This window comes from Streptomyces sp. NBC_00094 (assembly GCF_026343125.1).
In the GTDB taxonomy this organism is placed as follows: Bacteria; Actinomycetota; Actinomycetes; order Streptomycetales; family Streptomycetaceae; genus Streptomyces.
In genome coordinates, this window is sequence record NZ_JAPEMB010000001.1 from 7857382 (window position 1) to 7883018 (window position 25637).

Here is a 25637-nt window from a genome sequence, read left to right on the forward strand (position 1 = left end):
TGCATCCCGTGGCTGCGACAGTGAGGATCGCGACACCCCCGAGGACGAGCACAGCGTGAGGCCTAATTCCCATTGATTCATTCCTTCATAGTTCTGGACATGCAGGTGACGCATGCCGTTCATGGTGGTGGTTGGTTCAAAGGGCGCGATCGCATCGGTGGCGAGTTCGTTCCGTGGCGTCAGCAGGCAACCTGAATACCGGGCGGGGGATTCTGCTGTCGCGGCGACCGGTACGGACGTCGCCCTGCTTCACGAGCGCAGAGCCCGGGCTGCGACCGTGCGTGACACACGGGCGGCTTGGAGAGCCAGAGCGAGGCAGGTGGTCACAAGCGTCACGCCGGCGAGCACGCCGAGAGTCGCCCAGGGGAGGCCGTCCAGAACCCGGACGACGCTGATCTTGGCGCCCACGGCGATAGTGGCACTCGTCACCGCGATGGAGATCGCACCGAAGATGATCGCCGTCCCCGCGTAGATCACTCCCTCATAGATCGTTGATCGGGTGACCACGCCCGGTCGCGCACCGGCGACCGCCACGATGGCGGAATCACGTGTGCGTTCCCGCCCGACCAGAGCGATCACAGCAAGGCCGCCGACCCAGGACACGACGAAGACCCAGCCCAGCACGACCAGGACATCGTCCAGCCCGGCGGCGCTTCCGGGCATGACGTTCCCCATGACCATGAAGAGTCCGACGAACGACAAGGAGAGGGCGAAGGGCAGCACCGTGGCGACGCTTCTCGCCGCGCGGGTGCGGCACGATTGCACGGCAAGGTGCCAGGCGACACCGCGCGAGGGCAGGAGTGCGGTCCAGAACCTCATCAGAGGTGTGAGCACCCACGGCCCCATCAGCAGCAACAGGCAGATGAGAAAGAGGTCGCCGGCGAAAGCGAAGGCCGTCCGCTGTGCGATCCCGCCTTCGAGTTCGAGTCCCAGCCCGGGAATCCACATCCCGACCACACCGGCGAGGAGGCAGAGGGCGAGAACGCTGCGCGTGACGCCGGGCCGCGCCGGTGGATCAGAGAGGTCTCGGAACGCGCGCATCTCCGGTGTCTTGGCGGCGCGGCGCGTGACTCCCCAGCCGCCGAGCAGACACGGAACCACTCCGGACAGCACGCTCGCCCCGACGTGCCAGAGCTGGAATCCGGCCGTGGCTCCGTGCAGGTCGAGTCCCGTGGTCGTCCACTGTGAGAGCGTGGTGCTCGCGACAAGAGGGGCCAGCGGTACTGCCAGCGCGCCGGCTGCAGTGCCGAGCACGATCAGTTCCGTGCGCAGAATGGATCTGATGCGATTGCGCGGGATCCCGAGGATCGCCCACAGGGCGTGATCGCGTCGCTGGGTCGTCAAGGTCAGTCCGACGGTGGATGCGACGATGCCCACGGCGGCAAGCACGGTGAAGAAGACGATGTTGCCGCCGAGTGCGATCGACGCGGAGACCATCCGCGCATCACCCGCCGCCCGCGCTGCCGAGACGGCGGTGAACATGGCGATGACCGAGCCCGCTGCGCATGCCGCACCGACCACTGCGCACAGGAACGTCCACAACCACATGGACGCCTGCATCCGAATGTCCGACAGGACAAGTCGCATCACGACGCCTGCTCACCCGCTTCGTCCTCCGACTGCGCCGCGAGGACGGCATCGCTCACCGCGTGGGAGTCGCCACCAGGAATGACGGCGTGCACTCGCCCGGACCCCAGCACCACGGCCTGGTCAGCACGTGCGGCCGCATGAGGATCGTGTGTGACCATGAGGACCGTGGTTCCCTGCGCGGGAAGTGCCTGCAGCCAATCGAGCACGACGTGACCCGACTTGAGGTCGAGCGCGCCGGTCGGCTCGTCGGCGAAGACGATCCGCGGCTGATTCGCGACGACCCGGGCCACCGCGACGCGCTGGCGTTCCCCTCCGGAGAGCCGGTCGGGGCGCCGCCGCGCGTGCTGGGCGATACCGAGCCTCGACATGGCGTCGCCGACCCTCGACCTGGGTACCCGATGGCCGGCGAGTCGCGCCGGCAGGGCGATGTTGTCCTCGACCGTCAGCGAGCTGACGAGGTTGTACTCCTGGAAGATGAATCCGACGTTCTCACTGCGGAATGCGGCCTGCTTGCGAGGGGGGAGCGACAGGACATCCGTTCCCAGGACCTCGATGGAACCCGCGGTCGCTTGCTCCAGACCAGCCATGCAGAGCAGGAGCGTCGACTTGCCCGACCCGGAGGGGCCGACGATGGCGGTCAGCCGGCCTTCGGGAATGTCCAGGTCGATATCGTGCAGGACGCGCGTCGTCTCGCGTCGGCGGCCCGGGGCGGGGAAGTCCATATGTAGGCCGCGCAAACGGATGCACGGCACGGAAGCGGCAGCTGAGATAGGCATGCATCGAGCTAAGCAGGGCGCGGCGGGAGCCACACGGGTGTCTGCACTGCTTGAAGGTAGACCTAGGTCTACCTTTTGCGCGATCCGCAGTATGCGACAATGGCGGGCATGGCGCAGATTCGTATTGCCCGGAGGGTGCTGACGGAATGCATCGCGGCAATGGCTTTTCCGATTCTGCTGCTTTCCATTCTCGTCGCGCCGGTCTCGGCCCCGGTGGTGGCGGAGACGGACCGTTCGAGAGCCCGGTGGTGCGGCGTCGAGACGATGCCCCTGAAACCCTCGGACCACAGCTGGGCAAAGTGGGTGGTACTCCGGCTGCGTTCACGGTCGATGTGGCGCACCGACCTCCCGGTTTTCGTGACCGCCGTACTCCTGTCCGCACTGTCACTGCTGGTGGCCTTCTTCGGATTCATCGGCGCTGCCGCGTTGGTGTTCTCCCCCGTCTTCTGGCTCTTCGGTATCGCTGCGCAGGTCGGTCCATTCACCCCTGAATCCGTTGGGGAAACGCTCCTGGCGATGCCCGCAGGCATCGTTCTCGGCGTGGTCACCACTACCGTACTGACCGGCACATCATTTCTTCGCGACTTTCTCCTGCGCGCCTTCTCCAGAAACCGGGACCCGGATCTGCTCGCGAAACTGGAGGAGCTCCGGACCAGTCGGGCTTCGCTGACAGCGGCCTTCGAATTCGAGCGACAACGCATCGAACGCGATCTGCACGACGGCGCCCAACAGGAACTCGTCGCCGTCGTCATGCGTCTCGGGATGCTGGAAGCCACGGCCACGGCCACGGCCGCAGCCGCCGACCAGGAACGAATCGTGCGGCTGGCACGGCAGGCCCAGGCTCACGCGGAGCGCGCACTCGAACGGCTGAGGGACACGGTGCGCGACATCCATCCCCGTGAACTGAGCGACCTCGGTCTCATCGCCGCCGTCCGAGAGCTGGCCGCACGATCACCTTTGCGGGTCGAACTGACCAGCACCGGCGATGACGCCCAGCTTTCGTCACCGACTGCGACCGCCGTATACTTCACGGTGTCCGAAGCCCTGACGAACATCTCGAAACACGCAGGTGTGGGAAACGCTCGGATCGACCTACGATGCGCCACGACAGACGTACACGTGCGTGTGCACGACGATGGTGTCGGCGGTGCGAGAATCGACACGGGCTCCGGGCTCGCCGGACTGCGCGAGCGAATGCGAAGCGTCGGCGGGAATCTCGAAATTCTCAGCCCACCGGGTGGCGGGACGCTGGTTGTAGCGTCCGCTCCCAGCCAACCCCCATGGTGATAAATTGAAGCAGGACGTTCCCCGGGGAGGGGGGTCATGAGAATTGTTCTGGCAGATGACAGCGTGCTGATAAGGGCCGGCATCCGGGAAATCTTGACCTCCCACGCTCATGATGTCATCCGCGAATGCGAGGACGCCGACGAACTGGTTGCCGTAGTCGACGAGCTGGTGCATGCCGGAGCCGCCCCGAACATGGTGATCACGGATGTCCGCATGCCCCCCAAAAACACCGACGACGGACTGCGTGCCGCGATCGATCTGCGCTCCCGTCACCGGGACCTGCCGGTGTTGGTTCTCTCCGCCTACGTCACGGGCCCCTATGTGAGGGAGCTTCTGAACGGCCCGGGTGCCGACGGAGCCGTCGGATACCTGCTCAAGGAGAAAGTGGGCAGAGTCGCCGACTTCCTGCGAGCTGTCGAGACGGTCTCCGCAGGTGGCGTCGTGATCGACCCCGAGGTTGTTCGCCACGTCACCCGCGCGGACTCGCCACAGGGGCCGCTTGCCCGGCTCACCGCTCGGGAAAGGGAAGTGCTCGCCCACATGGCCGAAGGGCACTCCAACGCAGAAATCGCGGCGGAGCTGTTTCTTTCCGGCGCTGCCGTGAGTAAGCATGTGGCGAACGTTTTCGTGAAGCTCGGCATGCCTCCCGACGAGGACAATCGGCGCGTCAAGGCCATTCTGGCCTGGTTCGAATACAATTGAGGATTGGCCCCGGGTACCGTCCAGCAGCGCCCACAGCTCCGTGAGCCTTGCGTCGGTGCCGCAGGTTTTGGGAGGGCTCTCAACACGTGTCGGCCCCAGAATCCTGTTCCCTACGAGCTCGTAACACGATCTTGTTGAAGCGTCCCGGTCGGCCGTGACCGGATCGAGCAGTCCATGGAGGAGTGGGGCCGCGTCAGCCGGGGCGAGGCGTCTGGGGGGTGGTCCGTGACTGGTCCGGAAGAGCTGGTCAGGAGTGGGATACCGGTGGGATGAACGGGGAGTTTCGGCGCAAACGAGACCCTTTTCTCGGCAAGGCAAACGAGAGGCGCCTGACGGGCAAAGGCCCAGGTCAGGCGCCTCTTTTCGTGCCGCTAGAAGAAGCCGAGCTTCTTCGGCGAGTACGACACGAGAAGATTCTTCGTCTGCTGGTAGTGGTCCAGCATCATGCGGTGCGTCTCGCGGCCGATGCCCGACTGCTTGTAGCCGCCGAAAGCGGCGTGGGCCGGGTACGCGTGGTAGCAGTTCGTCCAGACGCGGCCCGCCTGGATCGCGCGGCCCGCGCGGTAGGCGGTGTTCGTGTCGCGGGTCCAGACGCCGGCGCCGAGGCCGTACAGCGTGTCGTTGGCCGTGCGGATCGCGTCGTCGAAGTCGGTGAAGGAGGTCACCGCGACCACCGGGCCGAAGATCTCCTCCTGGAAGATCCGCATGCGGTTGTCACCCTCGAAGATCGTCGGCTGGACGTAGTAGCCGCCCGCCAAGTCCCCGTCGTACGTGACCTGCCGGCCACCCGTCAGGATCTTCGCGCCCTCCTGCTGGCCGATCTCCAGGTACGAGAGGATCTTGCGGAGCTGCTCGGCGGAGGCCTGGGCGCCGATCATCGTGGTCGGATCCAGGGGGTGGCCCGGGACGATCTGTTCCGTGCGGGCGATCGCCGCCTCCAGGAACTCGCTGTAGTGGCCGCGCTGGACGAGGGCGCGCGACGGGCACGTGCACACCTCGCCCTGGTTGAGGGCGAACATCGTGAAGCCTTCCAGGGCCTTGTCCCGGAAGTCGTCGTCCGCCGCCCACACGTCGTCGAAGAAGATGTTCGGCGACTTGCCGCCGAGTTCGAGCGTGACCGGCTTCAGGTTCTCCGACGCGTACCCCATGATCAGGCGGCCCGTCGACGTCTCCCCGGTGAACGCGATCTTCGCCACGCGCGGCGAGGAGGCGAGCGGCTTGCCCGCCTCCTCGCCGAAGCCGTTGACGATGTTCAGCACGCCCGGCGGCAGCAGGTCCGCGACCAGGCTCAGCCAGAAGTGCACGGAGGCCGGGGTCTGTTCGGCGGGCTTCAGGATCACCGCGTTGCCCGCCGCCAGCGCCGGGGCGAGCTTCCAGACCGCCATCAGGATCGGGAAGTTCCACGGGATGATCTGCGCGACGACGCCCAACGGCTCGTGGAAGTGGTATGCGACGGTGTCGTCGTCGATCTCGCTCAGCGAACCCTCCTGGGCCCGCAGCGCCCCCGCGAAGTAGCGGAAGTGGTCGATCGCGAGCGGGATGTCGGCGGCCAGCGTCTCTCGTACGGGCTTGCCGTTGTCCCAGCTCTCCGCGACCGCGAGCGCCTCCAGGTTGCTCTCCATCCGGTCCGCGATCCTCAGGAGGACGCTCGCGCGCTCCGCCGGTGCCGTCCGGCCCCACCCCGGAGCCGCCGCGTGCGCCGCGTCGAGCGCGCGTTCCACGTCCTCGGCGGTACCGCGGGCGACCTCGGTGAACGTGCGGCCGTCGACCGGGCTCGGGTTCTCGAAGTACCGGCCGCGCGCCGGGGCGACGTACTCGCCACCGATCCAGTGGTCGTAGCGGTCCGCGTACGACATGAGCGCGCCCTCGGTGCCGGGTGCGGCGTATCGGGTCATCGGCATGGCCTCCCTCGGTGCGCCGGCCGTCCCTGGCCGGCGCTCACCGTCGAGTCTGCGGACCCGAACGTTGCAATCCCGTTGCATCGCAGGCCAGTTCCGCCTCCAGGGAGTCGAGCCGGGCGCGTACGGGAGGGAGTTGGGACGCCGGGACGGCCGTGCACAGTGCCCGCCAGATCGCGATGTCCTCCTCGCCCCACGTGCTGTACGCCCAGTCCGCGAGCAGCCCCGGATCGCCCCGCTCCACCAGCGCCGCCCGCAGCCGGTCCGCCAGCCGCTCCCGCAGCCGTACGACCCCGGGGGCGAGCGAGGCCGGCAGCAGCGGGCCCGCGTACTCGGCGGCCGCCGCCGAGACGGCCCCCGAGGCGAGCCGCCGGTCGACCGTCGTGAAGTCCGCGTCCACCACGCCCTCCAGCCGGTACGGGCGCGACCGCAGCACGTCGGGGCCGAGCAGCGCGCGGAGCCGGGACAGCTCCGCCCGCAGCGTCACCGGGGTGACCGACTCGTCCTCGTACAGCAGTGTCAGGAGCTCGTCGCCGCCCACCCCCTCCGGGCGGTGCGCGAGGACCACCAGGATCTCGCTGTGACGGCGGGACAGACGGACCCTCCGCCCGGCCATCGAGACCACCGCCTCGTCGCGACCGAGCGCGGAGAGTCGGAGCCGGCCCGCCTGCGCGGGCGGCCCGAGCAGCGCCAGCTGGGACTCGGCCGCGCGCGCCACGGCCTGGACGAAGCCGAGGCTGTGCGGGTGCGCGAGCCGCTCCCCGCCCGTGATGTCGACCGCCCCGAGCACGCGCCCGCTGTACGGGTCGTGCACGGGAGCGGCGGCGCACGTCCACGCCCGCACCGGCCGCCGGAAGTGCTCGGTGGCCACGACCTGCACCGGCCGGTCGACGGCGATCGCCGTGCCGGGCGCGTTCGTCCCGGCCGCCGACTCCGACCAGCGGGCCCCGGCCACGAAGTTCATCGCGCGGGCCTGGCGCAGGGTTGTCGGATGGCCCTCCACCCAGAGCATCCGCCCGGCGGCGTCACACACCGCGAGCAGATGCTCCCCGTCCGTCGCGTACGCCCCCATCAGCTCCCGGATCACCGGCATCGCCGCCGCCAGCGGATGACCGTCCCGGTGCGCGGCCAGCTCGTCCTCGTCCAGCTCGACCCGGGCCTCGCCCTCCTGGCTCACCCTTGCCCGTACGGAACGGCGCCAGGAGGCGGCGACCAGAGGCCGCATCGGATCCGGGCGGCCGGGATCGCGGTTGGGGTGGGGTTGGGGGCCGGGCCCGCCGTCGCGGCCGGGGCTATGGCTGTGGTCGCGGTCAGGGCTTGGGCTTGGGCTGGGGTCGCGGTCGCGGTCAGGGGCGGCACCTGCCCTCGCCCCCTCCGTCGACTCCGCACGGCCCCGACCCACTGTCCCTGCCACCCACGCATCGCTCAACTCGGCCTCCCCGTCGAGGTCGTCCTGCACGTCGGGCTCATCGTCGTGCGCACCCGGGCCGCCGACAAGCGCCCCGGCAGCCCGGCATATGCACCCTGTCCGGGACCCGCCCCCGGCCCCTCACGTACAGTGGGGCTCGGGCCGTGACTGGCGCTTGAGGTGGATCACCACCGGGGAGCGGCCCCGGTGGACCGCACCCGATCGGGGCGGCCGTGCCGCTGCCGTGCGCCTGGGCGAACCATCCGTCAGAGACGACGCCCAGGAGCAGCAATGTCCACCAGCACCGCCACCCTCATGGACGGCACCGCCCTCGCCCGCCGTACGGTCGAGGAGACCGCCGCCCGCGCCGCCGAGGTCACCCGCCGCACCGGCGTCACGCCGTGCCTCGCGACCGTGCTGGTCGGCGCCGACCCGGCATCCGTGACCTACGTGAAGATGAAGCAGAACCGCTGCGCGAAGGCCGGAATCCGCTCCAGGCACGTCGAACTGCCCGCCGCCACGACGACCGAGGAGCTCGTCGCCGCGATCACCGCGCTGTCGGAGGACCCCGAGGTCCACGGCATCCTGCTCCAGCACCCGGTCGGCCCGCACATCGACGAGCGCGCCGCCTTCGAGGCCATCGCCCCCGAGAAGGACGTCGACGGCGTCACCATGGCCTCGTTCGCCGCCATGGGCTTCGGGCTGCCCGGCTTCGTCTCCTGCACGCCCGGCGGCATCATGCGCCTCCTCGACGCGTACGAGGTCGAGCTGAGCGGCAAGCGGGCCGTCGTCGTCGGCCGCAGCGCGATCCTCGGCAAGCCGGCCGGTCTCCTCCTCCTCGGCCGCGACGCCACCGTCACGTACTGCCACTCCCGTACCCAGGAGCTCTCCTCCGTCATCCGCGAGGCCGACATCCTGGTGGCCGCCGTCGGCAAGCCCGCCTTCATCAAGGGCGAGGACATCAAGCCGGGCGCCGTCGTCATCGACGCCGGTTACAACCCGGGCAACATCGGCGACGTCGACTTCGCGTCCGCCGCCGAGCGCGCCTCCCTCATCACCCCGGTCCCCGGCGGTGTCGGCCCCATGACGATCGCCGTGCTGCTCGCCCAGACGGTCGAGGGCGCTGAGCGCCAGCTGGGTCTGTAGGAGCGGGGCCGTAGGGAAAGGGGAGGGCATTGTCCGGGCATGCTCGGACAATGTGTCATCGGTGATGGTCACGATTCCGTACAGGCCTTGGCCAACGGTCCCGGATCACTCGCCACACGGCCGTCGACAGGGAACCCTGGTCCCTGTGCCGCACCAACCGACCGTCAGCCCGCCGCCGGACTCCGGGCCTGGCGCGTCCGGCCCGGACGATGCCCCGTTCTCGTCAGGCCCGACGAACGCCTCCGTGTTCGTGTCCGCGCCCCACTCCGCCGAGCGGGCCGCCGGCGTGGCGTGGCCGCGTGTCGTGCGCCTCGGGGCGCCCCGGCCCGGGCCTGCCGCGCGCCGCGCGCGGTGGTTCGGCGTCCCGCTCGTCCCGCTGCTCCTCGCCGCCCTGGTCGTGGGCGGCTTCACGGCCGTCGGCGGCTGGGGCGACCACGAAGGAGCCGCCTACGGGGAGCCGGGGGGCGGCCCGGAGGCCGTACCGGCCCCGGCCGTCACCGAGCAGGACGCCGCGGGGACGCGTACCCCGAAGGCCGACGCGCCGCCGACCGGCGCGCCGGTGACGGGCACTCCCGCGGGCGACACGCCGACGAATACGCCGACGAGCACGCCCGAGGGCGGCGCGACGGCCGCGGCGACGGAGAAGGGCTCCGACCCGCAGCAGGGGGAGAGCGCCTCGCCGGACTCCTCCCGTACCCCGAGCACCGCCCCTGCCACGACCAGGCCGGCGGCCTCCACGGCACCGACGGGCACGCGGCCGCCCGCCCGGCCCGTCTCCTTCGAGGCGCTGCGCGTCGGCGACTGCTTCGACATCGACCGCGACACGCCGGGCACCGCCCTCCGCCGCTCCTGCAACACGCCGCACGACGCCGAGCTCGTCGCCCGGCCACGCCTGACCGGTTCCTACGCCGACGACCAGCGGGTGCGCGAGGCGGCGACGGAACTCTGCCGCGTGCCGCTGCGCGACAAGGCCGCCCTGCAGCCGCTCGGCACGCGGTGGACGACCTTCGTCCAGTACCCCTACCGCACCAGCTACCTGCTGGGCTCGGACACCGCCGCCTGCAGCCTGGCCGCCCGTTCCGCGAGCGGCGACAAGCTCACCGCCCGCCTCCGGTAGCGCCCCCGGCCCGGGTGGTCCCGAAGCTCCCGCCGGCCCCGCCGGCCGGCGCGGTGTCGGTCGCCAGCGCCGCCGCCAGGGCAGACGCCGGGTCGCGGTCCGCCGGGCCCGCGGGGGACCAGCGGGCGCCGGCCTTGCGGTACGGCCACCAGCGGCCGTCCGTCCCGAGGCGCAGCTGCGCCTCGGCGCCCACCACGGTCCAGCGCGCACCGGCCGTCCGTCGCAGCACGGGCCGCTCGTCGTCCTCCCAGGCCTCCGCGAGCCGCGCCGCCGCGCGGGCGAGGGTCTCGGCGTCCGGCGTCCACTCCTCCTCCAGTACGGCGAGGGCGGCGCTGCCCCCGAACCGCCACGCGCGCGTGGCCACGTCCAGCTCCGCCCGCGTCCTGCCCGAACCGACGGCGAGCCGCGCCGCGATCCAGGACTCGGGGGAGCCCGCCGCGAGCCGCGCCGCGTCCTGAGCGACCGTCAGCGACGGCTCCACGGACTCCGGCCCGCCGAAGCCACCGGCCGACGACACGCCCCGGTCGGGAACGGCCGGTGCGCCGCCTGCCCCGAGGACCGCGACCAGCATCCGGTGGGCGCGTGCCGCCGCGTCCCTCGCGAGGTACTCCAGCGCCGTCGGGTCGACCCCGGGCTCCGGCTCCGTCTCCGTGTCCAGGGACGGCGGTTCGCCCGGCGCGGACGGGGCCGGCGCGGGAGCGGGGAGGGGCGGCAGGATGTCGCGCGCGGCGTACGCCTCCGCCGCCGACACGCCCGGCAGACCGCCCGGACCCTCCGGCCCGGCCTCCGCCCGTCCGCCGGGTGCCGAAGGCACCGCGGCCCGCCGCGCGCTGCGCTCCTGGAGCTGGTCGAGGAGGGTCCGTTCGCCGCGCCCCCGCATCAGCAACAGCACGAAGGGGTCCTCGTCGAGCAGCCGTGCCACCTGGTAGCAGAGCGCCGAGGTGTGCGGACAGTGGTCCCACGCCTCGCACCCGCACTCCGGATCGAGATCGCCGATCCCGGGCAGCAGATCGAGACCGGCCACCGCCGCGTCCTCCACCAGGTGCGGCGGCATCTCGCGTTCGAGGAGCGCCGCGATGTGCCCCGCGCTGTCCACGGCCAGGTCGAGCAGCCGCTCCCACTCCTCCTCCGAGAACTCCCGCACCAGCACGTCGCTGCGGTGCGCCGTACCGTCGCGGTCCTTGACGATCGCGGTGATCCGGCCTGGCCGCACCGACACGGCACCCACCGCGCCCGCGCGCGCGTGCCGCCGCCCGGCCTTGAGCTGCTGGCCGTCGAGCGCCGTGTCCTCCAGCGCCTTGAGCCACGCCCGGCCCCACCAGGTCCTGGTGAACGCCGCGCCCTTCGCGGGCGGCAGCGCCTCGAAGGTCCGCTCGTCGCCCCCGTGTCCGTACCCGCTCATCGTTCGTCCCCTCGCAGCCGTACGAGCTCCGCCAGTTCCGCGTCGGTCAGTTCGGTCAGCTCCGGCGGGGTGTCCCCGCCCGTCCCGAGAACGGCGTCGGCCAGTTCCCGTTTGCGGTCCAGCATGGCCGCGATCCGGTCCTCGATCGTGCCCTCGGCGATCAGCCGGTGCACCTGCACCGGACGGTCCTGACCGATCCGGTACGCGCGGTCGGTCGCCTGCGCCTCGACGGCCGGGTTCCACCAGCGGTCGTAGTGCACGACATGCTCGGCACGGGTCAGGTTGAGCCCCGTTCCGGCCGCCTTGAGCGAGAGGAGGAACACGGGCACGTCACCGGCCTGGAAACGCGCCACCATAGCCTCGCGCTCGGCGACGGGCGTACCGCCGTGCAGGAACTGGGTCCGCACGCCCCGCGCCGCGAGATGCGCCTCCAGGATCCGGGCCATCCCCACGTACTGGGTGAAGACCAGGGTGCTCGCGCCCTCGGCGAGGATCGTGTCGAGGAGTTCGTCGAGCAGCTCCAGCTTGCCCGAACGCCCCTCGATCCTCGGACGGTCCTCCTTGAGGTACTGGGCGGGGTGGTTGCAGATCTGCTTGAGACCGGTCAGCAGCTTCACGACGAGGCCGCGGCGCGCCATCCCGTCGGCCTCGGCGATCGCCTCCAGCGTCTCGCGGACCACCGCCTCGTAGAGACCGGCCTGTTCCGGCGTCAGGGAGACGGTCCGGTCGGTCTCCGTCTTCGGCGGCAGCTCGGGCGCGATGCCCGGGTCCGACTTGCGGCGACGCAGGAGGAACGGGCGGACCAGCGCGCCGAGCCGCTCGGCGGCGGCCGGGTCCCCGCCGCCCTCGACGGCGGCGGCGAAGCGGGTACGGAACGCCCCGAGGCTGCCGAGCAGGCCCGGTGTCGTCCAGTCGAGGATCGCCCACAGCTCGGAGAGGTCGTTCTCCACCGGTGTGCCGGACAGTGCCACGCGCGCGCGTGCCCCGATCGTCCGCAGCGCACGCGCGGTCGCCGAGTACGGGTTCTTGACGTGCTGTGCCTCGTCCGCGACGAGCAGTCCCCAACTCCGGGCGGCGAGCCGCTCGGTGTCGAGCCGCATGGTGCCGTACGTGGTGAGGACGAAGCCGCCGTCGGCGAGGCCGCCCAGGTCGCGCGTGGCGCCGTGGAAGCGCCGCACGGGCGTGCCGGGCGCGAACTTCTCGATCTCCCGCTGCCAGTTGCCCATGAGCGAGGTCGGGCAGACGACGAGTGTGGGCCCGGCGGAGGCCGGGTCGGTCTGCCGGTGCAGATGGAGCGCGATGACCGTGATCGTCTTGCCGAGGCCCATGTCGTCGGCGAGACAGCCGCCGAGGCCGAGCGAGGTCATCCGGTGCAGCCAGTCGAGCCCGCGCAGCTGGTAGTCGCGCAGGGTCGCGGTGAGCGCGGCGGGCTGCGCGACCTCCGGACGGCCGCCCTCGGGGTCGGCGAGCCGCTCCCGCAACCGCTCCAGCCAGCCGGACGCGGCCACCTCGACGGGACGGCCGTCGATCTCGGTCCTGCCGGTGAGGACCGCGGACAGGGCGTCCACGGGTGTGACCTTGCGGTCCTGCTGGGCCTGGGCGCGGAGCACCTCGGCCGGGTCGACGAGGACCCAGCGGTCGCGAAGCCGGACGAGGGGCCGGCCGGCCTCGGCGAGCCGGTCGAGCTCGGCCCGGGTCAGCTCGTGCCCGCCGACCGCGAAGCGCCAGTTGAAGGCGAGCAGGGCGTCGGCGGAGAGGAAGGAGGGCAGCGAGCCGCCGGGGCCGCGGCCTTCGCCCGGTGTGTCGCCGTCGAGCGGGGACGCGGCGCCGTCGTCGACGGGCGTGTCGCCGATTCCGTACCGCGCGCCGTTCTGTTCGCCCTCCGTGACGGAGGGGCCGATCACGGCGTGGGCGGTCAACCGGTCGGAGAGCTCGCGCGGCCAGTGGACCTGGACGCCCGTCGCCGCGAGGGCCCGGGCCGCGGGGCCCAGGAGCTCCGCGACCTCCTCGTCGGCCAGCTCCACGGTGTCGGGCACGGCAGCCGTGAGGAGCGGGGCCAGGGGCGGCCAGGCGCGGGAGGCGCGCCGGAGCGCGAGGAGCGTGTCCATCCGGGCGCGCGGGCCGAACGCGCCCGCCGTCGTACCGGCACCCGCCCACACGTCCGCCGCGTCCGCGACGAGCGTGGGGTCGGCGACGCCGTGGAGCTGGAGCACCGCGCGGAAGGCGGGGGCCTCGCTCGCCTCGGCGGTGAAGCCGGGGAGTTCGAGCCGGATCGAGAGCCGGACGCCCGCGTCGTGACCCGCCGCCACATCGGCGGCCCAGCCCCGCTGTTCGGGAATCGACTGCGGCGCGTCGGCCGCGAAGGCGGGCCCGCCGGCCGCGAGGGAGGCCGCCGGGCTCCGGGGCAGGGTGTCCGCGACCGCGTCCGCGAACGCGCGGAGCAGCGCCTCGGGCTCGGGCAGGAGCAGAGGTTCGTCGTCGGAGAGCGGTACGGCGTGGGCGCTCGGCGGCATCGAGGCGGCGAGGGTGCGCAGCCGCGCCAGCTCCTCCGGACCGAGCGGACCGGCCCGCCACGCGTCGTGGTCGCCGGGCGTCAGACCGGGCAGCACGAGGCCGCGCGCGACGAGGTCCAGGGCGAGGAGGGAGGCGGCGCCCCAGAAGGAGGCGGCCGGCGAGGCGGGCTCCGCGAACCGGGCGCGGGTGAGCAGCGGCAGGGCGTCCCGTACGGAGAGCGTGTGCGCGGGGACGGTCACGGGCCGGAGGCTGTCGCCGTCCACGACGGTGAGCTCGACGACGGTGAGCTCGACGTCCGTGGGGACGCCGTCCGGCAGGGGATCGCCCTCGGGTGACCAGAAGGCGACGCGGCCCGCGCGCGGCGGATCGGCGGGGAGGAAGACGGCGGAGTGGAGGGTGAGTTCCTGGGCGGGTTCGCGGGTCGAATCATCGGGTTCGTGCGACAGCGACAACGCATTCCTCAAATTTGACTACCTGGGGACCGAGCCGCCGAGGTTACCTCACGCGATCGCCCGGATGTGCGCAGGAATGGCGTGATTCACGCCACATGGGGGAGCGGGGTGTGGGGGGTGGGGTTCCCCCTACCCCCGCACCCCGGGACGCCCCCCGGCCGGGACGGGTGGTGACGCCATGGCCCCGGGCGATCACGGATCCGTACGTTTTCGGTAGGCGACACGGCCTGGCCCGACGGCCCCGCCCTACCGCCCCGCCGCCCTACCGCCCTACCGTCCCGCCCCACCGCCCCGCGCCACCGACAGAATCCGGAGCCCGCCATGCCCCAGGCCACCCTCCTGCCCCCGGCAGTCGCCCCCGCCGTGGCGTCCGCCCGCACCCGGGGCGGCAGCGAGTTCTCCCCCCTCCTGAGGACGGTCAGGGAACAGGGCCTGCTCGAACACCGCCCCGGCTGGTACGCCCGCGGCATCGCCGTCAACCTCCTCGGCATCGCCGCCGTCGTCGCCGGACTGGCCCTCATCGGACCCTCCTGGTGGGCGCTCCTGCTCGCCGTCCCCCTCGCGCTGCTCTCCGCCCGCGCCGCCTTCGTCGGCCACGACGCCGGGCACGCCCAGATCACCGGCAACCGCAGGGCGAGCCGCGTCATCCAGCTCGTCCACGCGAACCTCCTCCTCGGCATGAGCCGGGAGTGGTGGAACGACAAGCACAACCGCCACCACGCGAACCCCAACCACCTCGACAAGGACCCGGACGTCGCGGCCGACATCCTCGTCTTCGCCGAGCACCAGACCACCGGCCGCAAGGGGCTGCGCGGGTTCCTCACCCGCCACCAGGCCTGGCTGTTCTTCCCGCTGACGACCCTGGAGGGCATCGCCCTCAAGGTGTACGGAGTCCAGGCGCTGCTCGCGAAGGACGGCCCCTGCCGTACCCGGAAGGAGCGGCTCGTCGAAGGCGCGCTGCTGCTGGCTCACTTCGCCGGCTACACGGCCCTGCTCCTCACCTTCCTCAACCCCCTCCAGGCCCTGGTCTTCGCCCTCGTCCACCAGATGCTGCTCGGCGTCCACCTGGGGATGGCCTTCGCCCCCAACCACAAGGGGATGGAACGGCCCGACGAGCACGCCGACGGCGACAGCTGGGGCCACCTGCGCCGCCAGGTGCTCACCTCGCGCAACATCCGTGGCGGCGCCCTGACCGACTGGTTCCTCGGCGGTCTCAACTACCAGGTCGAGCACCACCTCTTCCCGAGCATGCCGCGCCCCCACCTGCGGCTGGCCCAGCCGGCTGTACGCGCCCACTGTGCCGCGCTGGGCGTGCCGTACACCGAGACCGGCTTCGTGGAGTCGTACCGCCAGGCCCTCGGGCACCTGCACGAGGTGGGCGAGCCCCTGCGGACGGAGCGCGCGGAGGGCGCCGAGTAGGGTCGGAGACGGTCACACGCGGTGTGATCATCGGTCCGGGGTGGTTCGGGCGAGGCCGGTCCGCCGCCCGGAGCGACCGAGCAGCAGCGGAGAAGGGGAGCTCCTCAGCATGAGCAGCGGCACCGTCCAGACGGTCAGCAGCAACGGCACGTACTCGTTCACCAAGCCCAACCGGGAGGGCATCACCCTCCTAGCGGGCCTCGGGGTGGAGGGCGACGTCCACGCGGGAGTGACGGTCAAGCACCGTTCGCGCGTCGCCCAGGACCCGACCCAGCCGAACCTGCGTCAGGTCCACCTCATCCACGCCGAGCTCTTCGAGGACGTGGCCGGCGCCGGCTTCGAGGTGGCCCCCGGCGACCTCGGCGAGAACGTCACGACCCGGGGGATCGACCTCCTCGGCCTGCCCACCGGCACCCTGCTCCACCTGGGCGCCGAGGCCGTCGTGGAGGTCACCGGACTGCGCAACCCGTGCGCGCAGATCGACAACTTCCGGCACGGACTGCTCAAGCAGGTCCTCGGCCGCGACGAGAACGGCGAGATCGTGCGCAAGGCGGGCATCATGGGGATCGTGCTGACCGGCGGTGAGGTACGGCCCGGTGACACGATCCGGGCCGAGCTGCCCGAGGGGCCGCACCGCCCCTTGGAACGGGTCTGACCCCGCTCCTCCGTCACGCGTGCTCAGGAGGGGCGCACGGCCATCGCGTCCAGCGCGTCGAGGAGCGAGGGCAGCCGCGGTCCCCTGGCGACCGGCAGCACCTCGCGCGGCAGCTCGTCGAGCAGGACGAAGGCCATGTCGTCGGTCCGCGCCACGAGCGACCAGCCCGGCCCGTCCGCGCGCAGCATCCGCGCACCGCCCTCGGCCCCGCCGGCGGACCGCACCCGGCCCACCGGCGGCGGCTCCTCCAGATAGCCCCGGAGCTCGCTCAGCGCCTTCCGTACTCCGTCGTACGGATCGGGTACGGCGGCGGGAGAGGCGCTCGCGCCCGCGTCGGGAGCCGGACCCGATTCCGGGGCGGACGCCGTACCCGATCCCGGGTCCGAAGCCGTACCCGGAATCGGGACCGAAGCCGCACCGGAGTCCGAGTGCGACGCCGCACCCGACCCCGAAGCCGCGCCCGGGGCGCCGTCACCCGGTGTCTCGTCGTTCACCTGGGCGCGCCAGGCCGCCCACTGGAGCGCCACCTCGTCCGCGCCGAGCCGGCGCTGGGCCGGCCCCCACTCGTCACCGGACGGCGGAACCAGCGGGGCGGGGTCGCCCTCCTCCGGCTCCGGGTCGTGCGGGGCGGGGACGCCCGGCGCGGCGGTGGCCAGGGCGAGGGGCCAGCCCGGCAGGCCGGCCACCACGGAGTTCTCGTCGGGGGAGAGGTCGTACGCCATGCCGCAGTCCCAGGAGGAGATGGCCACCGCGACGAGCGACACGTCGTCGACGACGACCGTCCACCGCGCGCCGAGCCCGTCCTGGCCGAACACGAGCCCGTACCCGTCCGCGTAGGGCTGGAGGCCCAGCGCCGCACAGGCCGCGGGATAGTCGTCACCGAGCACGCTCGGGAAGCGCGCGGGCGTCAGCAGCGCCGCGGTCAGCACAAAGAGCGCGTCGGCGTCGGCCTCGGCATCGCCTGCGGCACCGGCCTCGGCGTTCGGGTCCGTCCCACCCACGGCAGCCTCCCCATCTGGTCGTCGGCGCACCTTAACCAGTGAGTAACCCGCGCGTCGAGGGTGTTCGTGGCGGAGAAATCCCTCACTCGTCCCTGAGGCCGAGGAGCGATCGGGCCACGGCGCCCGGCGACTCGTCCCGCTCCCGGGCGAGGGCGATGAGGGCCCGGCAGGCGAGCTCGGTGACGCCGAAGGAGAGCGCGCCGGGGGAGACCCGGCTCGCCGCCTCCTCCGCCCGGACCTGGTCGTCCTCGGCGCACGCGGTCACGTACACCGCCGCCGCCTCGAAGAGGTTGTGCCCCTGCCGCGCGCGCGGGGGCGCGGGTGCGGCGGTCGCGGGCGCCCGCCGGGCGGAGGGGAGGAGCTTGCGCAGTCGTTCCGATACCCGTGCCATCGCCCGCCGCCTTCCCCGGGCACGACTGCCCGGCACCTCCACCGTAGACAGCGAAGTGCCGGGACAGAAGGGGGCGTTGGGATCGTTCCGGCCGGCGGACGACGTAGGGCCGGTCCGGCCCCGATCCGCCGGACGGCCCCTACGCGCGCGCGTAGACCGCCGTCAGGGTGTGTCCCTCCCCGTCGAAGCTGACCGCCGTCTCCCCCTGGGAACGCTCCTCGTCGCCGCCGTAGGGCTCCCCGTCGAGCATCCAGTCCACGAACACGTACCCCGGGTCGGGCACGGCCGTGGCGATGACCGTGTCGCCGTCCGAGTACGGTCCGTCCTGCGAGAGCGAGACGGTGCCGCGGCCGCCCTCGCACGCGACCTTCAGCGCGTGGCGCCGCTGCTCGAACACCGCGGTGAGCTCCATGTCCTCGGTGCCGACATCGATGCCGACGGTGTCGTCGTCACCGGCGCTCGACCCGTCGAGCCGCCAGCCCGAGAAGTCCCAGCCGACGGCGGGCACGGCCTCGTAGAGGAGGTCGGCGCCCTCCTGCTCGGCGCGCTTGGCGGGGCTCTGCTTCACGGTGCCGCTGCCGCTGGTCTTGGTGGTGACGGCCGACGTCGGGGTGGCGCCCTTCTTGAAGAGGGCCACCAGGGTGTGGTCGCCGGCCGGAACGCGGAAGCCTGTCGCCCCGCCCTTGGCGGCCTTGCCGTCGAGCTTCCAGCCGCTGAACACGTACCCCTTGGCGGCCACCGCCGAGTGGACGGTGGCGGTGCCCGGCGGGTACGGGCCGGGGATCGCGGGCTCGACGGTGCCGGCGCCCGCGGGCGACACCGAGGAGGTGACCGCGCACATCGCGTCCGAGGTCTTGGCCGCGCGGTACGCGGCGACGGCGACGCCCGTCCTGCTCAGCACGTCGGAGGAGTCCGCCTGGTTCGGCTTGCCGAGCGGGATGCCGATCGGCTCGCCGCGGTACTTCTGCTTCGGGTTGGAGAAGTGGTTGATCCGCGTGCAGGTCCCCTTGGTCGACTTGCGGCAGCTGGACTCGTACGCCATCAGGGACGACCAGTCGCCCTTGGCCGGGAAGTAGCCGGTGGCGCCGTTCTCGGGCTGCACGGGCTGGGTGACGCGGTCGTGGTCGGCGCTCAGGTTGTGGCCGATCTCGTGGCCCATGGAGTAGTTGCCGATGGCCCCGCGTCCGACGACGCTGTAGCCCCAGGCGGCCGTGGACGGGCCGGGCTCGGGCGGGGTGTAGCCGAGGCCGCCGGCGGCGCGCCCGGCCGCCATCACGGAGACCAGGTCGGCGCCGTACTGGTCGCGCAGCTGCGGGACGGTGTCGGCGACCCCGTCCGTGGGCAGGGCGATCGCGCTCAGCAGCTTGTTCGTGACACCGTCCAGCGAGGCCGGGACGGTCACGAGGGTGGTGCCGACCAGCCGCAGGCGCACCTTGGTGCCGCTGGCGGAGAAGGCGTCGTTGGCGAGGGCGACGCCCTTGGCGGCGAGGGCCTTGATCTGCGCGTCGCCGCCCGCCTCGGTGCGGGCGCCGGGGGTGTACCCGACGAGCGTGTCGATGAGGGCGTACCCCTTGCCACCCTTGCAGGCGGCGGCCGCCGCGGCCTTGAGCGCGGCCCGGGTGTCGTTCTCGGCCTCGACGGCGGTCGCCCTGTCGCCGAGTTCCGCGGCGAGCGCGGCGGCCGGGGGTTCGAGCGTGGGCCCCTCGTCCTCGTCGGTGAGGGGGGTGAGCTGAGCGATCGTCACCCGGCCGGGCCCCAGCGGCTCGATGGCGTACAGGTCGCCGCCCAGCATGAACTGGCCGCTCAGGATCTCGTTGCCGGGCGTCTTGTCGCAGCCGCCGTCCAGGGTCAGGACGATGTCCTGGTCGGCGGTGCCGGCGACCGTCCCGTGCCAGACGAGGGTGGAACCGACGGTCGAACGGGCTTCCTCGACGGCCTGTACGGTCACGTCGCCGAAGAGGGGAAACGTTACTTCTCGGCCGTAGCCGCTGCCGCACACGGGGGCGAGCGCGGCGGGCATGACGCGGGCGACGCGGCCCCTGACGTGCTGCGCCCCGAAGTCCTCGGCGGCGTCCCCCTCGGTCGCCCGCGCACCCGCGCCCGGGTCCGTACGAGGGCGGGTGTGCGCCGTGATCCGTTCGCCGCTGTCCGGGCTCAGCGCCCCCGCAGCCACGGCCTCCCGCACGTCTCGTTCGTACGCGGCCGTCCCGGACGACCCGGCCTCACCACCGTCCCGCGCCGGGGCGAAGCCGGTCACGGTGGTGACCCCCAGCGCCATCGCGCCGAGGGCCACACCGCCCGTCCATCTGTAGCGGGCCATCTCTTCCTCCTGTTTCCCGGGGCACTTGTTCCGCGTGCACCTGGTTCACCTGCAGAAACTGGAGGGAGAGTTCCGCGTGTAGGCGACATGATCACCCGATCATCAGGAGAATCACCCTGGACGACGGGGTGTCCGGCCCGTCTGTCCTCCGCCTGGCGGCGCCGCCCGCCGCCTCGGCGTCCCGGTGCGGGGCGTCGGTGCGGGGGACGTCGCTGCGGTGGCTCAGCCCTCGCGGACGGCCAGTGCCAGGTAGCGGGTGTCCTCGTCCACGTAACTGACGAGCCGCCAGCCGGCCTCGGCGAGCAGCGGGCGCAGCACGGGCTCGGCGCGCAGGTCGTCCGGTGTGATCTGCCGGCCGTGGCGGGCCGCGAGGGCGGCACGCCCGATGGGGTGGAACAGCGCGAGGCGGCCGCCCGGACGGACGGCCCTGGCGAGTTCCGTCAGGCCGGCGACGGGCTCGGCGAGATGCGAGATGAGTCCCGCCCCGAACACGGCGTCGAGCGCGCCGTCGCGGACCGGCAGCCGGCCGACGTCGGCGAGCAGGAGGGTGCCGTGACCGCCGCGTCCCGCCCGTACGGCCTCGGTCAGCATCTCGGGGGTCAGATCCGCGCCGAGCACGGTGCCGGACGGGCCGACGGCCTCCCTGAGCGGAGTCAGGGCCCGGCCGGTCCCGCAGCCGGCGTCGAGCACCGCGTCGCCGGGGCGCAGCCCGATCTCGGTCACGGCGGCGGCGTACGCCGGTCCGTCGTCGGGGAACCGGCTGTCCCAGTCGGCGGCGCGAACACCGAAGAACTCTCGGACATGCGTGGGGTCATCGCTCATGCGCACATGATTCCGCACTCGGAGGTGTGAACGTTCTGTGTGCTCGTTCGAACGCGGTGTGATCGTTCGGGACCATCTCTCTGTCATATTCCATCAGCTTTCGAAATGCGCCCCTGGTGCGCCCCCCGGTGCGCACTAGCGTCCCTGAGCCATGGGACACCTGGACCACGCCACCTTCGGCTGGCTGACACCCGCGCTGTCGTACGCGATGGCCTGCATCGGCGCTGCCCTCGGGCTGCGCTGCACCGTACGGGCGCTCGACGCGACCGGCCGGTCACGGCGGAACTGGCTGCTCACCGCCGCCTCCGCGATCGGCACCGGCATCTGGACGATGCACTTCGTCGCGATGCTCGGCTTCGGCGTGACCGGAACCGACATCCGCTACAACGTTCCCCTGACCATCCTCAGCCTGGTGGTCGCCATGGCCGTCGTCGGCGTCGGTGTCTTCGCCGTCGGCTACGGGCGTGACCGGATCCGTTCGCTCCTGATCGGCGGACTGACCACGGGCGTCGGCGTGGCGAGCATGCACTACATGGGCATGGCCGCCCTCCGGCTGCACGGCGAAGTCCGGTACGACCCCCTGATGGTCGCCCTCTCGGTCGTGATCGCGGTCGTCGCCGCGACCGCGGCACTGTGGGCGGCCCTCAACATCCACGCACCGGCGGCGGTGGCGGTCGCCTCGCTCGTGATGGGCGCGGCGGTCAGCAGCATGCACTACACGGGCATGTTCGCGGTGCGGGTCGAGGTCGTCCCGTCCGCCGCCGGTCTCCCCGGCGCCACGGTCATGCAGTTCATCTTCCCCCTCGCCGTCGGACTCGGCTCCTACCTCTTCATCACCGCCGCCTTCGTCGCCCTCTCCCCGACGGCGGGCGAACGGGCTGCGTACGCCTCGGCCGAGCGGCTCACCGAGCCGGACGAGCGTGCGGTCGACGTCGCACCTCCCGGGTTCCGTACCGCCGAAGCCGCCCGCCGCCACTGACCCGACCGCCCCCCCCCGCACGCAGGACCCACCAGCGCGAAGAACCCACCGCACGCAGGACCCACCCGCACGGGACCCACCCGCACGCAGGACCCACCGCACCAGAGACCGATGCAGCCGGAACGAGGAGGCCATGCGAACTCCCCGCAAGACCAAGGACGCCGAGGCGACGGCGCCGCCGCCGGCGGCCGCGCGCGGACGCCGGGCACACGCCGGGCCGCCCGCCGACGAACCGGGGCCGCACACCCCCGAGGCCTTCCCGACCACCGGGCGCACGGCCGGACAGCGCACCCCCGCCCCTGGCACGCACGCCGCCGGCACGCACGCCGTGGGAACCCCCGGCGCCCGAACCCCCGTCGCGCCGCGGGGCGGCCGCGCCACGCGACACGGTCTGCGTCCCCGTACGGTCCGCGCCAAGATCGTCTCGCTCCTGATGGTCCCCGTCGTCTCGCTCCTCGCCCTGTGGGGCTTCGCCACCGTCACCACCGCCCAGGACGTCGCGCGGCTCCGGCAGCTCCAGCGCGTCGACGCCGAGATCCGGGAACCCGTGACGGCCGCGATCGACGCGCTCCAGGCCGAGCGGCGCGCCGCCGTACGCCAGGTCGCGGCGCCCGGCACCGCCCGTACCGCCGAACTCAAGGACCGGATACGGCGCACGGACGCGGCCCTCGACCGCCTCCGGCTCGACGGCGAGCACACCGTCGGCGACACCGGCGACCTGCCCGGCGACGTCCCCGAACGGGTGGGCGCCTTCGTCGGCACTGTCGAAGGCCTCGCCCGGCTCCGCACCGCCGCCGTCGACGGGCGCGCCGACGGGGACCAGGTGTACGAGGAGTACACCGCCGCCGTCTCCGCGGGCTTCGCCGTCGGCGGCTCCCTCACCGGCATCCAGGACCCCCAGCAGGGGTCCGACGCGCGCGTGCTCCTCGAATTCGGCCGCGCCGGCGAGATGCTGTCCCGCGAGGACGCCCTCCTCGGCTCCGCCCACCTCACCGGACGGCTCACCCCGGAGCGGCTCCGCGCCTTCGCCGGGGCCGTCGAGACCCGGCGTACCCTCATCGCCTCGGCAACCGTCGACCTGCCCGCCGACGCCCGTGCGGCCTGGGACCGGCTCGCGGCGGGCCGCGACCACACCCTCCTCGTCCGCGCCGAGGACCGCGTCCTCGCCGCCGCGGCCGGCCGGCCCGCCGCCCAGGCGGTCACCTCCGCCGAGTGGGACGACACGTCGGCCGCCGTACGGAGCGGACTCACCGCGATCGAGACCGACGCGCGCGGCGCCGCGGCCGACCGCGCCGATCCCTTCGCGGGCGGCGTCCTCAGCATGGGCGGCGCCGCGGTGCTGCTCGGCCTCGCCGCCGTCGCCGCCTCCCTCGTCATCTCCGTCCGCATCGGCCGCGGCCTCGTCGTCGAACTCGTCAGCCTGCGCAACACCGCCCTCGGGATCGCGCGCCGCAAACTCCCCGCCGCCATGCGCCGGCTCCGCGCCGGCGAGGAGATCGACGTCCAGGCCGAAGCGCCGCCGGGGCCCGACTCCCAGGACGAGATCGGCCAGGTCGGCGAGGCCCTCACCACCGTGCACCGCGCGGCCCTCTCCGCCGCCGTCGAACGCGCCGAACTCGCCAGCGGCATCTCCGGCGTCTTCGTCAACCTCGCCCGCCGCAGCCAGGTCCTCGTCCACCGCCAGCTCAACCTCCTGGACAGCATGGAGCGGCGCGCCGACGACCCCAACGAACTCGGCGACCTCTTCCGGCTCGACCACCTCACCACCCGGATGCGTCGCCACGCCGAGAGCCTGATCATTCTTTCCGGCGCCGCTCCCGGCCGTGCCTGGCGGATGCCCGTCCCTCTCACCAACGTCGTCCGCGCCGCCGTCTCCGAGATCGAGGACTACGCGCGCGTGGAGGTGCGCCGGTTGCCCGAGACGGCCGTCGTCGGTGGCGCCGTCGCCGACCTCACCCACCTCCTCGCCGAACTCATCGAGAACGCCGCGCAGTTCTCTCCGCCCCACACGAAGGTGCGCGTCAGCGGCGAACCCGTCGGCAACGGATACGCCCTGGAGATCGAGGACCGCGGGCTCGGCATGGGCAAGGAGACGCTCGCCGAGGCCAACGCCCGCATCGCCCAGTCCGAGGCCCTCGACCTTTTCGACAGCGACCGGCTCGGCCTCTTCGTGGTCAGCAGGCTCTCGTCCCGCCACGACATCAAGGTCCAGCTGCGGACCTCGCCGTACGGCGGCACGACGGCCGTCGTGCTGCTGCCGACCGACGTCCTCCAGGGCGCGCTGCCGCCCGGGCGTGGCACGCAGGCGTCCACCGGGCCGGGCGCGGACGGCGCGCAGTCCGGCACTCCGGCCGCGAACCCCGGGCCCCAGCGGGCTCCGGCCGACGTGTCCCGTGGTCGTGACCCTCGGAGCGGTGACTCCCGTGGCGGTGACCCCCGTACGGACGCGTCGCGTTCGGGCGACCCGCGTGTGGGTGGCGCCGTCGCGGGCGCCGCGCGCGCCGCTCGGGAACACGAGGAGGCCCAGCGCGCGGAGGCTCGCCGCTTCGGCCGCCCGCAGGGCCCCCGCACACCGACGCCGACCCTGCCCCTCGGCCCCACCGCGGCACCCCGGAGCACCACCCCCCAGCAGCAGGCCGGCCCGCAGCCCCTGAGCAGGCCCCAGCCGACGGACCGCCCCCGACCGCAGTCCCTGCCGCGCCCGACGGTGGTGCCCGCCCTCGCGGCGGGTCCGGAGCAGGGGCCTCCGCCGCCCGGGGTCACCGCGTTGCGCCCGCGCGGCGCCTCCGTACCGACCTCGACCTCGGCCACGCCGCCTCCGGCACAGGCGGTGCCGACGCCCCCACCGGCGGCGCCCGTGGCGCCGACTCCGCCGCGGCCACGGACACCGGCTCCCGCGCAGCCGCCCACGACTCCGGCGGCAGGTGCGGGCCCGTACGGCCCGTACGGGAACCCCGGCGGCCACGGCGATCACGGCGATCACAGCGATCACGGCGGCCATGGTGATCACGGCGATCCGGAAGGCGACCTGCCGCGCCGCGTACGGCAGGCGAGCCTCGTCCCACAGCTGCGCGAGGCTCCGGTGCCGGACCCCGTGTCCGTACCGGCGGCACCCGGCGCGGACGCCCGTACCCCGGAACAGGTCCGGGACCGGATGGCGGCCTACCGGGACGGCTGGCAGCGCGGGGGCGGACCCGCCCCCGGCAGCAGGCGCCCCCTCGGGGCCGGCTTCGACGGCGTTCCCCGCCACGCCGCGCACCACGAGCCCCACCACGACCTTGACGACCCCCTGGCCCCCCGCTTCGAAGGAGACGACGCATGATCGACCACGAGAGGATCTCCCCTCACCGGTCCGGTGAACTCGACTGGCTCCTCGACGACCTCGTCATGCGGGTCCGCGAGGTCCGCCACACCGTGGTGCTCTCCAACGACGGACTCGCCGTCGGCTCCTCCAGCGGACTCAGCCGGGAGGACGCCGAGCACCTCGCCGCCATCGCCTCGGGCTTCAACAGCCTCGCCAAGGGCGCGGGACGGCAGTTCCACACCGGAGGCGTCCGCCAGACGATGGTCGAGATGGACGACGGCTTCCTCTTCGTCGCCGCGGCGGGGGACGGCTCCTGTCTCGCCGTCCTCAGCTCGGTGAGTGCCGACATCGGACTCATCGCCTACGAGATGGCCCGCCTCGTCAAGCGCGTCGGCGAGCACCTGCACACTCCGCCGCGGCTCACGGTGACCCCGCCGGCCGCAGGCTGACTCGG

At 72.9% G+C, this 25637-nt stretch carries 18 protein-coding genes, 1 pseudogene and 1 riboswitch; of the genes and pseudogenes, 9 read left to right on the forward strand and 10 right to left on the reverse strand.

The window, feature by feature from the left end; genetic code table 11:
* Positions 1 to 249: 249 nt before the first annotated feature.
* Positions 250 to 1587, reverse strand: a complete 1338-nt coding sequence (locus OG580_RS34610; RefSeq protein WP_267047605.1) for an ABC transporter permease — start codon at positions 1585 to 1587, stop codon at positions 250 to 252.
* Positions 1587 to 2312: an ABC transporter ATP-binding protein gene (locus tag OG580_RS34615; RefSeq protein WP_267047606.1), complete on the reverse strand. Its 726-nt coding sequence runs from the start codon at positions 2310 to 2312 to the stop codon at positions 1587 to 1589. Before OG580_RS34615 ends, OG580_RS34610 begins: the two co-directional genes overlap by 1 nt.
* Positions 2313 to 2474: 162 nt before the next feature.
* On the opposite strand from OG580_RS34615, the gene OG580_RS34620 reads away from it, so the two are divergent.
* Both OG580_RS34620 and OG580_RS34625 read left to right on the forward strand, forming a co-directional pair.
* Positions 2475 to 3653 (forward strand): sensor histidine kinase, encoded by a 1179-nt coding sequence (locus OG580_RS34620; protein WP_267047607.1) that lies wholly within the window; start codon positions 2475 to 2477, stop codon positions 3651 to 3653.
* 36 nt (positions 3654 to 3689) lie between these two features.
* Positions 3690 to 4355 (forward strand): response regulator transcription factor, encoded by a 666-nt coding sequence (locus OG580_RS34625; protein ID WP_267047608.1) that lies wholly within the window; start codon positions 3690 to 3692, stop codon positions 4353 to 4355.
* A gap of 371 nt (positions 4356 to 4726) precedes the next feature.
* Here the strand turns inward: OG580_RS34625 and OG580_RS34630 are convergent, their stop codons facing one another.
* Both OG580_RS34630 and OG580_RS34635 read right to left on the reverse strand, forming a co-directional pair.
* Positions 4727 to 6250 carry an aldehyde dehydrogenase family protein gene (locus tag OG580_RS34630; protein WP_267047609.1) on the reverse strand — a complete coding sequence of 508 codons (1524 nt, stop codon included), beginning with the start codon at positions 6248 to 6250 and terminating at the stop codon, positions 4727 to 4729.
* Positions 6251 to 6293: 43 nt separating this feature from the next.
* Positions 6294 to 7493, reverse strand: a pseudogene (locus OG580_RS34635) (GAF domain-containing protein); the annotation flags it as partial.
* Between the two features lie 322 nt (positions 7494 to 7815).
* Positions 7816 to 7924: riboswitch (ZMP/ZTP riboswitch) on the forward strand.
* A gap of 28 nt (positions 7925 to 7952) precedes the next feature.
* Between OG580_RS34635 and OG580_RS34640 the strand changes: the two are divergent.
* Both OG580_RS34640 and OG580_RS34645 read left to right on the forward strand, forming a co-directional pair.
* Positions 7953 to 8807: a bifunctional 5,10-methylenetetrahydrofolate dehydrogenase/5,10-methenyltetrahydrofolate cyclohydrolase gene (locus tag OG580_RS34640; protein ID WP_267047610.1), complete on the forward strand. Its 855-nt coding sequence runs from the start codon at positions 7953 to 7955 to the stop codon at positions 8805 to 8807.
* Positions 8808 to 9051: 244 nt separating this feature from the next.
* Positions 9052 to 9924, forward strand: a complete 873-nt coding sequence (locus OG580_RS34645) for a hypothetical protein (RefSeq protein ID WP_267047611.1) — start codon at positions 9052 to 9054, stop codon at positions 9922 to 9924.
* On the opposite strand, the gene OG580_RS34650 is transcribed toward OG580_RS34645, so the two are convergent.
* Positions 9905 to 11326, reverse strand: a complete 1422-nt coding sequence (locus OG580_RS34650) for an SWF or SNF family helicase (protein ID WP_267047612.1) — start codon at positions 11324 to 11326, stop codon at positions 9905 to 9907. The genes OG580_RS34645 and OG580_RS34650 overlap by 20 nt on opposite strands.
* The gene (locus tag OG580_RS34655; RefSeq protein WP_267048226.1) at positions 11323 to 14286 is read right to left on the reverse strand and encodes a DEAD/DEAH box helicase; all 2964 of its coding nucleotides are present in this window, start codon (positions 14284 to 14286) and stop codon (positions 11323 to 11325) included. The genes OG580_RS34650 and OG580_RS34655 overlap by 4 nt, the downstream gene beginning before the upstream one ends.
* Before the next feature lie 327 nt (positions 14287 to 14613).
* Between OG580_RS34655 and OG580_RS34660 the strand changes: the two genes are divergently transcribed.
* Complete coding sequence (locus tag OG580_RS34660) at positions 14614 to 15711, forward strand: acyl-CoA desaturase (RefSeq protein ID WP_267047613.1); 1098 nt, start codon at positions 14614 to 14616, stop codon at positions 15709 to 15711.
* Positions 15712 to 15820: 109 nt separating this feature from the next.
* A complete protein-coding gene (locus tag OG580_RS34665; RefSeq protein ID WP_267047614.1) occupies positions 15821 to 16366 on the forward strand; it encodes an MOSC domain-containing protein in 546 nt (181 codons plus the stop codon).
* 23 nt (positions 16367 to 16389) lie between these two features.
* On the opposite strand, the gene OG580_RS34670 is transcribed toward OG580_RS34665, so the two are convergent.
* From OG580_RS34670 to OG580_RS34685, 4 genes are all read right to left on the reverse strand, one after another.
* Complete coding sequence (locus tag OG580_RS34670) at positions 16390 to 17367, reverse strand: hypothetical protein (RefSeq protein WP_267047615.1); 978 nt, start codon at positions 17365 to 17367, stop codon at positions 16390 to 16392.
* 82 nt (positions 17368 to 17449) lie between these two features.
* Positions 17450 to 17758, reverse strand: a complete 309-nt coding sequence (locus OG580_RS34675) for a hypothetical protein (protein ID WP_267047616.1) — start codon at positions 17756 to 17758, stop codon at positions 17450 to 17452.
* 139 nt (positions 17759 to 17897) lie between these two features.
* On the reverse strand, positions 17898 to 20078 hold the full coding sequence (locus tag OG580_RS34680) for a reprolysin-like metallopeptidase (protein ID WP_267047617.1): 2181 nt from the start codon (positions 20076 to 20078) through the stop codon (positions 17898 to 17900).
* Between the two features lie 222 nt (positions 20079 to 20300).
* Positions 20301 to 20900, reverse strand: coding sequence for a class I SAM-dependent methyltransferase (locus tag OG580_RS34685; RefSeq protein ID WP_267047618.1), 600 nt, complete (start codon positions 20898 to 20900; stop codon positions 20301 to 20303).
* A gap of 151 nt (positions 20901 to 21051) precedes the next feature.
* On the opposite strand from OG580_RS34685, the gene OG580_RS34690 reads away from it, so the two are divergent.
* The 3 genes from OG580_RS34690 (at position 21052) to OG580_RS34700 (ending at position 25632) form a co-directional block, all read left to right on the forward strand.
* On the forward strand, positions 21052 to 21879 hold the full coding sequence (locus tag OG580_RS34690) for an MHYT domain-containing protein (protein ID WP_267047619.1): 828 nt from the start codon (positions 21052 to 21054) through the stop codon (positions 21877 to 21879).
* 133 nt (positions 21880 to 22012) lie between these two features.
* Positions 22013 to 25201: a nitrate- and nitrite sensing domain-containing protein gene (locus OG580_RS34695; protein WP_267047620.1), complete on the forward strand. Its 3189-nt coding sequence runs from the start codon at positions 22013 to 22015 to the stop codon at positions 25199 to 25201.
* Positions 25198 to 25632 (forward strand): roadblock/LC7 domain-containing protein, encoded by a 435-nt coding sequence (locus tag OG580_RS34700; protein ID WP_267047621.1) that lies wholly within the window; start codon positions 25198 to 25200, stop codon positions 25630 to 25632. The genes OG580_RS34695 and OG580_RS34700 overlap by 4 nt, the downstream gene beginning before the upstream one ends.
* Positions 25633 to 25637: the final 5 nt, after the last annotated feature.

What these genes read in the sequence shown, in the direction of transcription:
- OG580_RS34610 (WP_267047605.1), bottom strand. Translation starts at nt 1,587, where the DNA reads ATGCGACTTGTCCTGTCGGACATTCGGATGCAGGCGTCCATGTGGTTG.
- OG580_RS34615 (WP_267047606.1), bottom strand. Translation starts at nt 2,312, where the DNA reads ATGGACTTCCCCGCCCCGGGCCGCCGACGCGAGACGACGCGCGTCCTG.
- OG580_RS34620 (WP_267047607.1), top strand. Translation starts at nt 2,475, where the DNA reads ATGGCGCAGATTCGTATTGCCCGGAGGGTGCTGACGGAATGCATCGCG.
- OG580_RS34625 (WP_267047608.1), top strand. Translation starts at nt 3,690, where the DNA reads ATGAGAATTGTTCTGGCAGATGACAGCGTGCTGATAAGGGCCGGCATC.
- OG580_RS34630 (WP_267047609.1), bottom strand. Translation starts at nt 6,250, where the DNA reads ATGACCCGATACGCCGCACCCGGCACCGAGGGCGCGCTCATGTCGTAC.
- OG580_RS34640 (WP_267047610.1), top strand. Translation starts at nt 7,953, where the DNA reads ATGTCCACCAGCACCGCCACCCTCATGGACGGCACCGCCCTCGCCCGC.
- OG580_RS34650 (WP_267047612.1), bottom strand. Translation starts at nt 11,326, where the DNA reads ATGAGCGGGTACGGACACGGGGGCGACGAGCGGACCTTCGAGGCGCTG.
- OG580_RS34660 (WP_267047613.1), top strand. Translation starts at nt 14,614, where the DNA reads ATGCCCCAGGCCACCCTCCTGCCCCCGGCAGTCGCCCCCGCCGTGGCG.
- OG580_RS34665 (WP_267047614.1), top strand. Translation starts at nt 15,821, where the DNA reads ATGAGCAGCGGCACCGTCCAGACGGTCAGCAGCAACGGCACGTACTCG.
- OG580_RS34675 (WP_267047616.1), bottom strand. Translation starts at nt 17,758, where the DNA reads ATGGCACGGGTATCGGAACGACTGCGCAAGCTCCTCCCCTCCGCCCGG.
- OG580_RS34680 (WP_267047617.1), bottom strand. Translation starts at nt 20,078, where the DNA reads ATGGCCCGCTACAGATGGACGGGCGGTGTGGCCCTCGGCGCGATGGCG.
- OG580_RS34685 (WP_267047618.1), bottom strand. Translation starts at nt 20,900, where the DNA reads ATGAGCGATGACCCCACGCATGTCCGAGAGTTCTTCGGTGTTCGCGCC.
- OG580_RS34690 (WP_267047619.1), top strand. Translation starts at nt 21,052, where the DNA reads ATGGGACACCTGGACCACGCCACCTTCGGCTGGCTGACACCCGCGCTG.
- OG580_RS34695 (WP_267047620.1), top strand. Translation starts at nt 22,013, where the DNA reads ATGCGAACTCCCCGCAAGACCAAGGACGCCGAGGCGACGGCGCCGCCG.
- OG580_RS34700 (WP_267047621.1), top strand. Translation starts at nt 25,198, where the DNA reads ATGATCGACCACGAGAGGATCTCCCCTCACCGGTCCGGTGAACTCGAC.